At 60.3% G+C, this 13,909-nt stretch carries 13 protein-coding genes and 1 tRNA gene; 3 read left to right on the top strand and 11 right to left on the bottom strand.

All coding sequences use genetic code 11. The annotated features are described in order from the left end of the window. The first annotated feature begins 1 nt into the window (after position 1). Together AC1Q8Q_RS00175 and AC1Q8Q_RS00170 are read left to right on the top strand one after the other, a co-directional pair. Positions 2-157, top strand: a complete 156-nt coding sequence (locus tag AC1Q8Q_RS00175) for a stress protein (RefSeq protein WP_080725380.1) — start codon at positions 2-4, stop codon at positions 155-157. A gap of 74 nt (positions 158-231) precedes the next feature. Then, entirely contained in the window at positions 232-735 is a 504-nt protein-coding gene (locus tag AC1Q8Q_RS00170; RefSeq protein ID WP_020798396.1) for a DUF4142 domain-containing protein, read from the top strand. Positions 736-780: 45 nt separating this feature from the next. On the opposite strand, the gene AC1Q8Q_RS00165 is transcribed toward AC1Q8Q_RS00170, so the two are convergent. After that, positions 781-1,191, bottom strand: coding sequence for a low affinity iron permease family protein (locus AC1Q8Q_RS00165; RefSeq protein ID WP_020798397.1), 411 nt, complete (start codon positions 1,189-1,191; stop codon positions 781-783). Between the two features lie 258 nt (positions 1,192-1,449). Here AC1Q8Q_RS00165 and tam point away from each other — a divergent pair, with 258 nt between their 5' ends. After that, positions 1,450-2,220: a trans-aconitate 2-methyltransferase gene (tam, locus tag AC1Q8Q_RS00160; RefSeq protein ID WP_020798398.1), complete on the top strand. Its 771-nt coding sequence runs from the start codon at positions 1,450-1,452 to the stop codon at positions 2,218-2,220. A 156-nt stretch (positions 2,221-2,376) separates the two neighbouring features. On the opposite strand, the gene AC1Q8Q_RS00155 is transcribed toward tam, so the two are convergent. From AC1Q8Q_RS00155 to AC1Q8Q_RS00110, 10 genes are all read right to left on the bottom strand, one after another. Next, a complete protein-coding gene (locus AC1Q8Q_RS00155) occupies positions 2,377-2,784 on the bottom strand; it encodes a type II toxin-antitoxin system HicB family antitoxin (protein ID WP_020798399.1) in 408 nt (135 codons plus the stop codon). 35 nt (positions 2,785-2,819) lie between these two features. Beyond that, a complete protein-coding gene (locus AC1Q8Q_RS00150) occupies positions 2,820-2,999 on the bottom strand; it encodes a type II toxin-antitoxin system HicA family toxin (protein WP_077184214.1) in 180 nt (59 codons plus the stop codon). Positions 3,000-3,452: 453 nt separating this feature from the next. After that, positions 3,453-3,526: transfer RNA gene (locus tag AC1Q8Q_RS00145), tRNA-Gly, on the bottom strand. 165 nt (positions 3,527-3,691) lie between these two features. Then, on the bottom strand, positions 3,692-4,576 hold the full coding sequence (locus tag AC1Q8Q_RS00140; RefSeq protein ID WP_020798401.1) for an alpha/beta fold hydrolase: 885 nt from the start codon (positions 4,574-4,576) through the stop codon (positions 3,692-3,694). A gap of 310 nt (positions 4,577-4,886) precedes the next feature. Further along, positions 4,887-5,579, bottom strand: a complete 693-nt coding sequence (locus AC1Q8Q_RS00135) for a pseudouridine synthase (RefSeq protein WP_492614725.1) — start codon at positions 5,577-5,579, stop codon at positions 4,887-4,889. 34 nt (positions 5,580-5,613) lie between these two features. Next, complete coding sequence (locus AC1Q8Q_RS00130; RefSeq protein ID WP_020798403.1) at positions 5,614-5,832, bottom strand: cysteine-rich CWC family protein; 219 nt, start codon at positions 5,830-5,832, stop codon at positions 5,614-5,616. Continuing rightward, entirely contained in the window at positions 5,819-7,312 is a 1,494-nt protein-coding gene (locus tag AC1Q8Q_RS00125) for a sensor domain-containing diguanylate cyclase (protein ID WP_492614724.1), read from the bottom strand. The genes AC1Q8Q_RS00130 and AC1Q8Q_RS00125 overlap by 14 nt, the downstream gene beginning before the upstream one ends. Before the next feature lie 215 nt (positions 7,313-7,527). Next, positions 7,528-9,306: an allophanate hydrolase gene (gene atzF, locus AC1Q8Q_RS00120; RefSeq protein ID WP_020798405.1), complete on the bottom strand. Its 1,779-nt coding sequence runs from the start codon at positions 9,304-9,306 to the stop codon at positions 7,528-7,530. 24 nt (positions 9,307-9,330) lie between these two features. Beyond that, positions 9,331-12,966 carry an urea carboxylase gene (gene uca / locus AC1Q8Q_RS00115; protein WP_492614723.1) on the bottom strand — a complete coding sequence of 1,212 codons (3,636 nt, stop codon included), beginning with the start codon at positions 12,964-12,966 and terminating at the stop codon, positions 9,331-9,333. A gap of 278 nt (positions 12,967-13,244) precedes the next feature. Continuing rightward, positions 13,245-13,898, bottom strand: a complete 654-nt coding sequence (locus tag AC1Q8Q_RS00110; RefSeq protein WP_033039025.1) for an urea amidolyase associated protein UAAP2 — start codon at positions 13,896-13,898, stop codon at positions 13,245-13,247. Between the last annotated feature and the right edge of the window lie 11 nt (positions 13,899-13,909).

The raw sequence follows: 13,909 nt of genomic DNA, 5'->3' as shown, positions 1-13,909 counted from the left end.
CATGCCTAACTCAAGAAACTCGAGCTCGGGACACGCCAACGATCGAACGAAGACGTCTGAAGCCGGTCGTAAAGGTGGGAAAACCACGACCACGACTGTTGATAAAGACTCCACGAAGTCCGAGATGGGCCGCAAACCCGGCCAGAAATCCAAGTAATGGATGCAGGTGGTTCTGATTGAGAAGCGGGAGCGAAAGCTCCCGTTTGAATTTTTACTGAGGAGGGCGCGACCATGAACCCTATGGCCACCCGATTACGCAACTGCGGTCTAGCCGCGTTACTGGGCCTGTGTGCCAACAGTGCCTTCGCCCAGACGCCCACCGAATTCATCAACGATGCGTCGGCCAAAGGCATCGCTGACATCGAAGCCAGCCGACTGGCGCACCAGAAGTCCGAATCCAAGGAGGTCAAGGACTACACCATCGTCGTGATCAACGATCGCACGACCGCCAACCAGCACCTGGCGAAAATCGCCAAGCAACTGGATCTGCCGGTGGCACCGCGTGAAGAAGTGATGGAAAAAGCCAAGGCGCTGATGCCGCAGGTCATGGAAGGCGAGACCTTCGACCAGGCCTACGCGGCCAGTCAGGTCAAGACCACCCAGGAAGCCATCGAGCAGCTGGAGCAAACGGCCCAGACCACTGACGTGCCGCAAATCAAGGCGTTCGCAGAAGAGACCCTGCCAAAGCTGCAGAATCACCTGCAAATGGCCAGGGCCTTGCAAGCCAGTCGCTAACGCTTCGCGTGCGTGGGTGACTTGCGGTCACCCACGCACTGTCGATCAGCATTTATTCAGATCCTGCTTGCCTTTCTCCTGGACCACGGTGCCATCAATGGAAATGGTCTGGCCTTCGCCAAGGCTGCGGTAGTGCTTTCTCAGTGCTTCCAGTTCCTTGAGGTCCAGGGCCTCGAGCCCGAGCATCGCGTTCTGTGCTTCTTTCGTCACTCGCAGCAACTCATCGACCTTCAGGTGCAGAATGTCCGTGTCGCGGTTCTGCGTGTTCTGGATCAGGAACACCATCAGGAAGGTGATGATGGTAGTCGAGGTGTTGATGACCAACTGCCATGTATCGTTGAAACCGAAGATCGGCCCACTGAATCCCCACAGCAAAATCAGGATGATCGCCCCGAGGAATGTCGAAGGGCTGCCGGTCCACAAAGCAAGTTTCTGTGCGATTTTTGCGAATTTCATGGCCGTTTTCCTTATAAGTGGGCGCCTGAATTTCAGACAGTGGCGGCGGGGTGAAAATTCGGCTTATTTCAGATCAAAAGATCGCAGCCTGCGGCAGCTCCTACGGGTTGATCCGATGTAGGAGCTGCCGCAGGCTGCGATCTTTTGATCTTGAAGTTTTGCCCATTGAAAGGCTCGCATTGGGTTGCTGGCGATGTATGGTTACGATTGAAATTTTTGCCCGTGCCGAAAAAACAAATGCACCGACAGGAGAACGCCATGAGTTGGTCCGCCAAACAATACGTCACTTTCGAAGATGAACGGACCCGTCCCGCCCGCGACCTGCTGGCCGCCATCCCCTCCGGTGCAGTGCGCTCGGCCATCGACATCGGTTGCGGTCCCGGTAACTCGACCGAGTTGCTGGTGGAGCGCTTCGCTGATGCCACAGTGCGGGGGCTGGACAGTTCGACCGACATGATCGAGGCCGCGCGCAAGCGCTTGCCACAGGTGCGCTTCGATGTCGCTGACATCGACACCTGGAATGACACTGGCCCATTCGATGTGATTTTTGCCAACGCGGTACTGCAGTGGGTGCCCGATCACGCAACGTTGCTGCCGGCGCTGGTGAGCAAGCTCGCACCTGGTGGCAGCCTGGCAATCCAGATGCCCGACAACCTCAATCAACCCTCACACCGCTTGATGCGCGAAGTCGCGGCGGAAGGTCCCTGGGCAGGCAAACTTGCTGAAGTCGCCGGACAACGCACGGAAATGGCCGATGCCAGCGCTTATTACTCGATGCTGAAAGCCTGTTGCACCCGCGTCGATGTCTGGCGCACCACGTACCATCATCCGTTGGCGGGCGGCGCGTCGGGGGTGGTGGAGTGGTTCAAGGGCAGCGGACTGCGGCCCTTCCTCGAACCGCTGGATGAGACCGAACGCACGCAGTTTCTGCAGCAGTATCAGGCTGCAATTGCACAAGCCTATCCGGCATTGGCCGATGGTTCGGTGCTGCTGCCATTCCCGCGATTGTTTCTGGTGGCGACGCGCTGATTTATCAATCAGCGCTGAACACTTACCAACATCATCAGGCGATCCCGCTTTTGGGTCAGTGTCGGTTGCGCGACGGCCTCGGCATCTGAGGGACCCCATTCGTTGACGAAAAAACCGGCCGCGCGGGCCGGTTGATAGATCGCTGCAATCAGCTTATCAACGTTGTTGCAACACCTTGAGTGCTGCCGAAGCCAGGAAGCCCGAACGGCTTTTCTCTTCCGGGTGGTGCAGCACATACTCATCAATACGGTTGAGCAGGTAACCAGGCAGCGTGATGTTCAGCTTCTGGGCCTTGCCTAGATACTTGGTAACGTCGATGTCCACTAGTGCCCATGCGCACCCCGTGTACTTGGGATTGGCTGCGTGCAATGTCACTTTGTTCGCAGGAGGAATGGGTGAACCGCCTTCGGCCAGAATCTCGAAATGGCCTTCAATGGCTTCTCGGGCCATCGCCATCGCATCATCCAGATCTTCCCCGGCGGAAAAACAGCCGGGAATGTCAGGGACTTCAACGCCCCAGGCGTGCTCCTCATCTCCCATTGAAATCGCAATCGGGTAAAGCATTGTCATTGTCCTCCGAGGACTCAGCGCAGCATTAATCAGAGCAACGCCTGTTGCAAAATACTAATGGCCGTTTTCTTGAGAAGATCTTTCTTCGGGTGAGGGACGGTCACCAGCCCCGGTTTGGTCGGATGCTTGAAGTGATGGTGGCTGCCTCTTATACGTACCAGATACCAGCCGTCCGCAACGAGTTGGCTAATCAAAAATCGGCTATTCACAACACCTCCCTGTGGTGTGCTTGTGGTTACTATACCCACTGAATTTTTTTAATCAACACTATAACCACCAAAGTCTTCCTGGCTCGGTGGGGCAGCGATAGGAATCGAGTCTAGGAGGGCGATGCGAAAAAGCCTTGGACAACCCGAATGGATGTATTGCGAAGGTTTTCCTTTAGTCTTTCCAGCAGATGCTCCTGTGCTCTCTGGAAGGTCTTGAAACCGACTTGCTTTAACGAAATTCTTTACTGAGGCAAGAAAAACGCTAGCGGAACGTCGATCCTATGCGAAAACGCTAATGTAAGCAGAGCGGTTGGGAGCACTGCAGTGGCGACCAGCGGAAATGACAAGCTGGAATCTCATCAAATTCCAGACACAAAAAAACCGGCCCTGAAGGCCGGTTTTTTTCTATATCTGCATCCCCCGTCAAAAAACAACGTGAGACAAAAATTCGATTGGAGCGGGTGAAGGGAATCGAACCCTCGTTATCAGCTTGGGAAGCTGGAGTAATGCCATTATACGACACCCGCTCAGAGCGGAGACTTTGTACCAGATGTGCGCGTGGAAATGAAGTTTTTCTTTGCGTTTGATGGCTTTAGCTCGGGTGAACGACGTACACAGACCGTGAGACGGTCATTCGCGGGCAAGCCTCGCTCCTACAGGGAAGGGTGGGGCTTGCTCGCGATGACGCTACTTCACAGGGACAATGCATGGCGGTCCTGAACGTGGTGGAAACGCGGTCGGCTTTCGTGCTGTGCTGGCTTCAGGAACCCCAGCAGTGCATTGCGGCTGTCTCGGCAGGCGGCTTTGTGCTCCATGTCGAGAAAATGGCCAGTTGCATCCAGGGTCGTGAAGGTGGCGTGTTGCACGTGGTCGGCGAACAACCGTGCGCCCTCGGCGGCGGTGTATTCGTCCCATTCGCCGTTCATGAAGAGCACCGGTACGTTGATTTTCTGCGCCGCCTTGAAGAAGCACTGGCGATCGCTGTGCAGCAAGTCGTTGATGTGGAAATGCATCTGCCCGTATTCGTGATCGGCCAGGCTGCTGACGTGGCGGTAGTTGAAGCGCTTGAACAGCGTCGGCAAGTGTTTGCCGATGGTGCTGTTGACCAGGTTGCCGACCCGGTCGCCATCGCGGCTACCGAGGTAGTCGACTCCGCGCTCGAGGTAATCGAGCATGTGCGCATTGATCTCCGGGGAGAACGAGCTGATCACGGCTTTTTCGATGCGCCGAGGTTGTTGGGCCAATGCGACCAGCGTCGCGGCGCCACCCCAGGAAAACGACAGCACGTGCTCGGCGGCGAAGTGGTCGATCAGTTCCAGGAGGATCTGCCCTTCGACTTCCTTGGTCAGCAATTTCTCATGCAGGTTGTGGGCTTTGGATTTGCCCGCGTAGGGCTGGTCGTAGCAGACGACATTGAACTGCGGGTGGAGGTTTTTAACGGTTTGTGCAAACGACGCAGTCGTGGCAAGCGAGCCGTTGACCAGAATAATGGTCTTTTCTGCGGCGTCTGCGCGATAGAACTCCGTGTAAACCCGATACTGACCCTGTATATCCAACACAGCGATTTCTGGCCTCATGTCATAAGACTCCTGGCAAGCGGGTATGCGCGCAAATGAGATTGCACGAGCTTTGTGACAGGTAGGCATACGCCTTGAAATTGTTAGCCCATGTCGATCCATGCAGCCCGGTCGACGGGTATTGTTATTGGCGGGCAGTCTGCCGGGTGAGGCCGGAACCCAAGGGTTCCTACCGGCAAAAAGTTTCTTGGATGTAATCCGTGACTCATCGGTCACATTTCGGCCGACGTCCTGATTCAAGCAGGCGTCACGTCATCGCGCAAGTGTCTTTGGTAAATTGTTCGACAACTTCTGCTGAGCGGTAGATTGCTTAGATCAATTCGATCTCATGGTCGCTCAAAGGGCGGTATTCGCCGGGTTTCAGCGCGTTGTCGAGCGTCAGCGGGCCCATGCGTTCGCGGTGCAGGCGCGTTACTTTGTTGTTGAAGTGACCGAACATGCGCTTGACCTGGTGATACCGGCCTTCGACGATGCTCAGGCGCGCGCTTTTGGGGCCCAGAAGCTCTAGCCCGGCGGGTTGGGTGGTGAGGTCTTCGAAGGCGAAATACAGCCCCTCGCGGAATTTGATCGCGTATTCGGGGCCGATGTCCTGCTCGGTTTCAACGTAGTAGACCTTCGCCAGTTTGGTCTGTGGCTGGGTCAGGCGTCGCGACCAACTGCCGTCATTGGTGATCAGCATCAGGCCGGTGGTGTTGAAGTCCAGGCGGCCGGCGATGTGCAGGTCATCCTTGTCTGGCTCCGTGATCAGGTCCAGTACGGTGCGGTGTTGGGGGTCGCGAGTGGCGCTGACGCATCCGACGGGTTTATGCAGCATGAAGTGACGCAGCGCCTTGCCGGCTTGCAGCACTTCGTCGTCGACTTCGACGCGGCTGAATTCGCGGACGTCGGCGTGGGGATCGCTGACGGTCTGGCCGTCGATCCTGACGCGTTTTTCCACCAGCAACAGGCGCACCTGCTTTCGGTTGAAGCAGGGCAGGTTGCTGAGAAAACGGTCGACGCGCATGACTTGAAGATCGGTGAGTAAAGGGCGGCGTATCTTACGTGATCGGCCGGGCCGTTGCTTGCAACTGCGCCTCGACCTCGGCGCAACGCGGGCACAGGCAGGCTGCGTTGCGCAGCTCTGCAGGCAGCGCCTGGAGCACCGCCGGATCGATGCTGACGCCGTAGCACCAGCACGCCCTGTCCGCGGTTCGCGGGTCGGCCAGGGTGCAATCGTTGGGTGCGCCGCAAGCGGGGCAGAGGTCAGGCTTGGTCATAGACAGGGTGTGGGAGCTCCACGCAGGTTCGGTTGCGGCCCGATTGTTTGGCCCGATACATCGCATGATCGGCCCGCGACAGCAGGGTGTGCAAGGTGTCATCGGGTTGCAGGGAGGTCAGGCCGATGCTGACGGTCAGTTGCAAGCGGTTGCCATTGTACGCATATGGCTGGTGTTCCACATGCCGGCGTATTTTCTCGGCGATCACTTGACCCGTCTCTGCGTCGGTGTCCTTGAGCAGCACGATGAATTCCTCGCCGCCCCAGCGACTGACGATGTCGGAGTGGCGCAGGCAGCTTTCCAGGTCACGGGCGAAGCCGATCAGCACCTGATCGCCGGCCAGGTGGCCGTAGGTGTCGTTCAAGGCCTTGAAATGGTCCAGGTCCAGCAGCAACGCCGTCAGCGGCCTGGGTTCGCGCTGGGCTTCTTGCATCGCTTGCGCGGCCAGCAGGTCGAAGCCGCGACGGTTTGGCAGCTCGGTCAGGCTGTCGAGTGTCGCCTGGGTCTGGATCTGACTTTGGTAGCGATTGATCACGCGGTTGAGCAGGGCCAGCACGGTCAATGTGACCACCAGGCAAATCAGCAAGTTGAGGTACAACGAGCGACGGATGTCGTTGAGGTCGCCATCTTCGCGCTTATCTACGAACAGGTACCAGTTCAGCTCCGGGATGAACCGCACGTTGAGGAAATGCCCCTGGCCTTGGCCCGAGTATTCGTAGCTGCCGCTGTGGGGCTTGGGCAACTGATTGAGCAGGTTTTTCATGCTGTCGAGTTCGGCCAGGGTCTGCCCGGCCAGGGCACCTTGCGGTCCGCCCTCGGCCCCGGTGAGCACCAGGCGGCCGAAGGTGTCGACGAAGTACACGCTGCGCTGGTAGCGCTGCTGGTATTTGTCGATCAGCTTGATCACCGCGTCGACCGTCAGCCCGACACCCGCGGCGCCGATGAAGCGGTTGTGATAGTCGTAGACCTTGTAGTTGATGAAGACGGTCAGGTTGTCTTTGTTGGCGAGGTCCGGATCGACGTTGATCTCGTAGGGGTCTTTCATGTCACGGACACGAAAGTACCAGGCATCGCGGGGTTCGGTGGTCTTGACCTGCTTGAGCACGCCCTTGGCGTGGTAGTAGGTCAGGCTGGTGTCGGAGACGAAAAACGCCGTGTAGGCGCCGTAGTGGGTCATGACCTCGTTGAGGTAGCGGGTCATCTGGCCGGTGTCGCGCTCGCCATTGACCACCCAGTCGCGCATGAAGGTGTCGCGGGACATCATTGAGGAAATCAGGATAGGCCTGACCAGGTCTTTCTGGATTTCCGAGTAGACGGTGTCCGAGGTCAGCGGCAGTTCGGTATTGACGATGTTGTCGCGGATCGACGCGCGCGAGGCGTAGTAACTGAGAAAGGAGGTGGCCAGGAAGCCTGCACCCAGCAACGCGACCAGCGTGAGGACCAACAACCGTTGGGAATACAGCGGCGAGCGAAGCGGCATGGCAGTTCCATTGTCAGCTATCCGGTGGCGAGCATTCTAAGGACTGTCGGGGGAAATAGCTGCTCCATGTACGTCGCGAATGGTCGTTCCTGTGTTTTGACACAGATCGTTCCCACGCTCTGCGTGGGAATGCCTCAACGGACGCTCCGCGTTCGGCTCTGGAGGGGACGCGGAGCGTCCCGGGCTGCATTCCCACGCAGAGCGTGGGAACGATCTCACGTCAGGAGGTGTAGGTAGGCCCTCCAGCCGCCCAGATGGCTGATATCCACCGCCCCCTCCAACCCATAGGCCTCACAGATGAACCCGCTTTCCCAGCGACCATCCGCCAGTTGCACCTTACCCAATCCCAACGGTGCCGGGATGCCGGTCAGGAACGAGCCCAGTTCGCTACTCGGCAGTTCCCAGACTTCCACGGCAATCGCCACGCCGCCGTCCTTGACCCGAACCATGCCCGGACGAAACGGCGGGCCACCGGCCAAGGCATACAGTTGATAGTCGGGTGAGCTGAACGTACTTTCCACCAGGCGCGCGCCGCGCTGCTTGAGCTGCCAGTTCAACGCCAGGCCATCCAGGTGCGCGCCACAGACCACCAGCCGCGCCCGGTCATTGCGCGCAACAACCGTCGGTGCCGGTGCCGCCAATCCTTGCTGGCGCTGCAAGCCATCGGCCAGACTCAACAGGTATTGATCGGTGAACGCCCGTCCGAACAGGGTCACGCCCCAGGGCAAACCGTTGTCCATGAACCCGCTGGGCACGGCGATGGCGGCGTAGTCGAGCAGGTTCATGAAGTTGGTGTAGTAGCCCAGTTCGCTATTGCGCTGGACCGGTTCGGCGTGGAGTTCCGCCAGTGTGACCGGGCGGCCAATGGTCGGCGTGACTACGCAATCGAGGCCATCGAGTGCTTTGTCGCACAAGGCTTTCAGCGCTTGCAGGCGATACTGCGCGCGGAAGGTTTGCACGCCGTTGACCGCCGGCGCCTTGGCCAATACGGCGCGAATCACCGGCAACACGGCTTGCGGATTTTCTTCCATCAGCTCGCCGGCCACGCTGTAGCGCTCGGCTACCCAAGGGCCTTCGTAGAGCAGACGTGCCGCTTCGAGGAACGGCGACAGATCGAGCTCCACGGCGTAACCGCCCATGGCTTTGAGTTGCTCGACGGCGTCGGCGAACAATAACGGGCCTTCAGCGCAGCCGAAAAACTCCAGGTCTTGCGCCCGGGGCACGCCGAAACGGAAGGCACGCATGGCACCGAACGCCGAGCCGTCATTCCACGACGGATTGCTGCGGCTGTACTCGTCCCGTGGGTCGAGTTTGGCGGTCAATGCAAGCAACTGACTGGCCTCCCGGGCGGTTGCGGTGAACGTCGTCACGCAATCGAGGGTGCGACAGGCCGGCACCACGCCGGCGGTGGAAATCAGGCCCTTGGTGGCTTTCATCCCGACCAGATTGTTCAACGCCGCCGGCACGCGCCCGGAGCCCGCCGTGTCGGTGCCCAGGGAAAAACTCGCCACACCGAGCGCCACCGCCAGTGAAGAACCGGCGCTGGAACCACCCGACGGATACTCCGGCAACACACTATTGGAGCATGCGCCATAGGGCGAGCGAGTGCCGTTGAGGCCGGTGGCGAACTGATCGAGGTTGGTCTTGCCCAGGGGAACTGCGCCCAGCGCCAGCAGTTGCTCGACGATGGTCGCCGAACGTTGCGGTACGTAGGCGAATGCCGGACAGGCCGCCGTGGTCGGTATGCCCGCCAGGTCGATGTTGTCCTTGATCGCGAACGGCACGCCGTACAGCGGCAGGCTGTCGATGTCGCGGCCGTCGAGGGCGGCGAGGTAGGGCTCCAGTTCTTCGGCGCTGAGCAAGTGGATGAACAGGTGATAGTCCGGGTTCAGTGCCGCCGCTTTGTCCCGAAGGCCCGGCAGCAGTTGCCGGGGCGTGGTGCTGCCATCGCGGTAGGCGTTGCGCAGGGCGTCGAGTTGCAGATTGATGTTCATGGTATTTGTCCTTTCGAAATGGCTTCAGTCGAGTTCCAGCACCACGACGCGTTGTCCGGCACGCACCGCCGAACCTGGCTGCACGCGAATCTCACGCACCACGCCGGCCATCGGCGCGAGCAGCGGGATTTCCATCTTCATCGACTCCAGGATCACCAGCACATCACCGGCCTCGACGCGATTGCCAGCCTGCACCTGAACCTGCCAGAGGTTGCCGGCGATATGGCTGTCGATGCTCTGCTGACCGTTGGCCAGAGGCGCGTCTTCGGTCACCTCCGGGGCCAATTCCTCGCTGTCGTAATGTGCCTGGCCGCTGGCGATCCAGCGTTCGCGTTCGGCATTGAATGCGCCTTTTTGCTGATCGCGAAACGCGTTGATGCCCTGGGCGTCCTGCGCCAGGAAGGCCTGGTAATCGGCGAGGTTCAGCTGACTGTGCTCGATGTTCAGGGGGAAGCGCCCGAGGGGGAAGTCCCGGCGAATGCGCAGCAGTTCATCGGCGCTGACCGGGTAGAAACGGATCTGGTCGAAGAAGCGCAGCAGCCATGGCTTGCCATCGAAGGCGGCGACTTCGCGATAGCGATTCCACATCTGCAGCGTTCGCCCGACGAACTGATAACCGCCGGGGCCTTCCATGCCGTACACGCACATGTAGGCGCCACCGATGCCCACCGAGTTTTCCGCGGTCCAGGTGCGGGCCGGGTTGTATTTGGTGGTCACCAGGCGATGGCGCGGATCGAGCGGGGTGGCGACCGGTGCGCCGAGGTACACATCGCCCAGGCCCATCACCAGGTAGCTGGCATCGAACACCGTGCGCTGCACCTCATCGAGGTTCGGCAGGTCGTTGATGCGGCGGATGAACTCCAGGTTGCTCGGGCACCAGGGGGCGTCCTTGCGCACGGTGGTCATGTATTTCTCGATGGCCAGCTGACAGGCCGGGTCGTCCCAGGACAGCGGCAGGTGGACGATGCGCGAGGGGACCTGCAGGTCCTTGGCGGCGCACACGGCGTCCCATTCGCCGGCAACGATGCCGAGCAAATCGGCAAGTGGCAATTGCTCGGGCTGGTAGTGCACTTGCAGCGAGCGAATGCCCGGGGTCAGGTCGATCACGCCGTGCAGGTGTTTGCTTTCCAGGGCTTGCATGAGGGCGTGGGCGCGAAAGCGCAGGACGAGGTCGAGTTCGGGGGCGCCGATTTCCAGGAGCAGGTGTGTATCCCCCGACAGCCGCGCAACCAGCCGCGTATCCTCCTGACCAATATCCAACACCACAGGCGACACAGCCCCCTGTGGGAGCGAGCCTGCTCGCGAAGAAGTTGATGCGGTGTCTGATCTGGCCCCTTCGCGAGCAGGCTCGCTCCCACAGGGGGTATTCCATTTCAAGGCGAGGTTGCGGGCAGTCTTGAGGTCGACCGGTTGGAACTGCACCTTGTCCCCAGCCTTGAGTTGCCCCAGTTGCCAGAGATCCGCCTCGATCACCGTCACCGGGCAGACGAATCCGCCCAGGCTCGGACCATCCGGGCCGAGGATCACCGGCATGTCGCCAGTGAAGTCCACTGCGCCGATCGCGTAGGGATTGTCGTGGATGTTCGACGGATGCAAGCCTGCTTCACCGCCGTCGGCCCGCACCCATTCCGGTTTCGGCCCGATCAGCCGTACGCCGGTTCGGCTGGAGTTGAAATGCACTTCCCACTGGGTCGCGAAGAAGGTGCCGATGTAGTTTTCAGTGAAGTATTCCGGTGCCCCATGGGGGCCGTAGATCACCCGTATTTGGCGTACGGCAGGCAACTCGCCGAGCTGATCGTCGGCCAGCCGCGCACCGACATTACGATCACTCAAGGCTGGCACATGCAACACGTCGCCGGCCCGCAGAGCACGGCCGCCATGCCCGCCAAACTGGCCGAGGGTGAAGGTACTCTTGCTGCCCAGGTAATCCGGAACCTGCAAGCCGCCGCGCACGCACAGATAGCTGCGCGCGCCAGCACCGGCAATCGTTCCGAGGCTAAACGTGGAACCGGCTGGAACCAACATTGCCGTGTTCATCGGCACGCTTTCGCCGTTCAGCGTCAGCGCAATCACCGCGCCCGTGACGGCAACGACCGCGTCGCAATTGAAGCACAGCAAGGGCCCGCTCATGGTGATTTCCAGCGCTGCGGCGCCTTCATCGTTGCCCAGCAGAAGGTTACCCAGGCGCAGCGCACGACTGTCCATCGGCCCCGATGGCGGCACGCCTACCGCCCAATAGCCGAGGCGACCGGGATAGTCCTGGACGCTGGTCTGGGTGCCGGCGCTGAGCACTTCGAAAGTGTTGGCCTGATACGCCAGGGCTTCCAGGCAACGGGTCCAGGGCTGACCGCTGGCAAAAGGCGCATCGAGCAGGATCTGCCTCAGGTAGTCCCGGTTGGTTTGCACCCCGTAGAGCAGGCTTTCGCCCAAGGCCTGATGCAGATCGGCTGCGGCTTGCTCACGGGTCGGGGCCCAACTGATGACCTTGGCGATCATCGGATCGAAGTAGGGTGGGATCTCGCAACCGGCCTCGACCCAGGTGTCGATGCGCAGTTCTACGCCGTTGGCCGGTGGAAAGTGCACCGCAGTCAGCAAACCCGGACTCGGTTGAAAGTCCCGCCCTGGATCTTCCGCATACAACCGTGCCTGAATCGCATGACCCTGCGCTTTCAAACCCTGGCCCAATGCGCTCAACGGCGGCAGGTCACCCGCTGCCAGTTGCACCATCCAGCGCACCAGGTCGACGCCCCAGACTTGCTCGGTGACGCCGTGTTCCACCTGCAAGCGGGTGTTCACTTCAAGGAAATAGAAACGCTGGGCATCGCTGTCGAACACGAACTCGACGGTGCCGGCGCTGCGGTAATTCACCGCCTTGGCCAGTTTGATCGCCGCCGCGCACAGTTCATCGGCCATACCCTCTGGCAGGTTCGGCGCCGGGGTTTCTTCGAGGACTTTCTGGTTGCGCCGCTGCACCGAGCAGTCGCGCACGCCGAGGGCAATCACCTCGCCACGGCCGTCACCGAATACCTGCACTTCCAGATGTCGGGCGCGCTGGATGTACTTCTCGATGAACACCCCGGCGTCGCTGAAATTGTTCTGGCCCAAGCGCTTGACCGCTTCGAAGGATTCGCTCAATTCGGCCGCGCTGCGGCACACGCGCATGCCGATGCCACCACCGCCGGCGGTGCTCTTGAGCATGACCGGATAACCGACTTGCGCGCCGGCGATCATTGCCGCGTCAAGGCTGTCGAGCAGTTCGGTACCTTCGAGCATCGGCACGCCGTGTTGTTTGGCCAGGGCGCGGGCGGTGTGCTTGAGGCCGAATACGCGCAGTTGTTCGGGCGTCGGGCCGATAAAGGCAATGTCGGCGGCCTCGCAGGCTTCAGCGAACGCAGCGTTTTCCGAGAGAAAACCATAGCCTGGATGGATCGCGGTGGCGCCTGTGGCCTTGGCGACGGCGAGGATTTTTTCCACTGCCAGGTAGGTGCCGGCGGCTGCGCCTTCACCAAGGCTGTGGGCCTCGTCGGCTTGCAGGATGTGCAGGCTCGCGGCATCGGCTTCGGAATATACGGCAACGCCTGCAACCTGCAGTTCGCGCAAGGTGCGCAGGATGCGGCAGGCAATGGCGCCACGGTTGGCAATCAGGACTTTTTCGAACATGGCATAACCCCTGGAGGGGATGCGGGCCGTCCCGCAGTTTTTCGATGAGCGCCGGGGTCGTCCCCGACGGAAAAATCATTTTTTCTTCAAAACACCGCTGAACCCTTGTGGGAGCGGGCTTGCTCGCGAAAGCGGTGTATCAGTTGGCATTGATGTTTCTGACACACCGCTTTCGCGAGCAAGCCCGCTCCCACATTTGGATTTGTGGCGGGCTTATTTTTTGAGGCACTGCCCTGAGCGGGCCTGGCACAGGGCAAACAACCATCGGCGCAAACGACTCAGTTCCATACCAGCACCTGCGCAGGAGTCGGGTTATAGGCATTGCACGGGTTGTTCAGTTGCGGGCAATTGGAGATCAGCACGATCACGTCCATCTCGGCGCGCAGGTCGACGTATTTGCCCGGTGCGGAGATACCGTCCTCGAAGGTCAGCCCGCCGTCCGCCGTCACCGGTACGTTCATGAAGAAATTGATGTTAGGCCCGATGTCGCCTTTACCCAGGCGCCCGTCGTGAACGCAGGCGCGCAGGTAGTTGTCGCGGCAACTGTGCATGTAGCGTTTTTCCAGGGCGTAGCGCACGGTGTTGCTTTCTTGCGCGCAGGCACCACCGAGCGTGTCGTGGCGGCCGCAGGTGTCGGCGATGATCGTCAGCATCGGCTTGCCGAGGTTGGAATACAGCACGCTGCCGGTGCTCAGGTACACGCTGTTCTGGCGGCGCAACGTGCGTTGCACGTCGTAGCGCTCCCTGGGATTGGCGACGCTGTAGAACAGGGTGTCGACGGCCTGGTTGCCTTCCAGGTCGAGGATGCGCAGGGTCTGGCCGGCCTTGACCTCCATCAGCCAGGGTTCGCCGGCGGGGATGGTGGCGCGGTAGACCGCGGTTTCGGGTTGCCTGCTCGTAGTAACGTCGGCAGTGGCGATTGCGAGTGACATGGCAGCGATCC

The organism is Pseudomonas sp. GW823-FHT06B06 (genome assembly GCF_058795195.1).
Note: the sequence above shows the minus strand (reverse complement) of the source record. Positions and strands in the feature narration are given on the sequence as shown.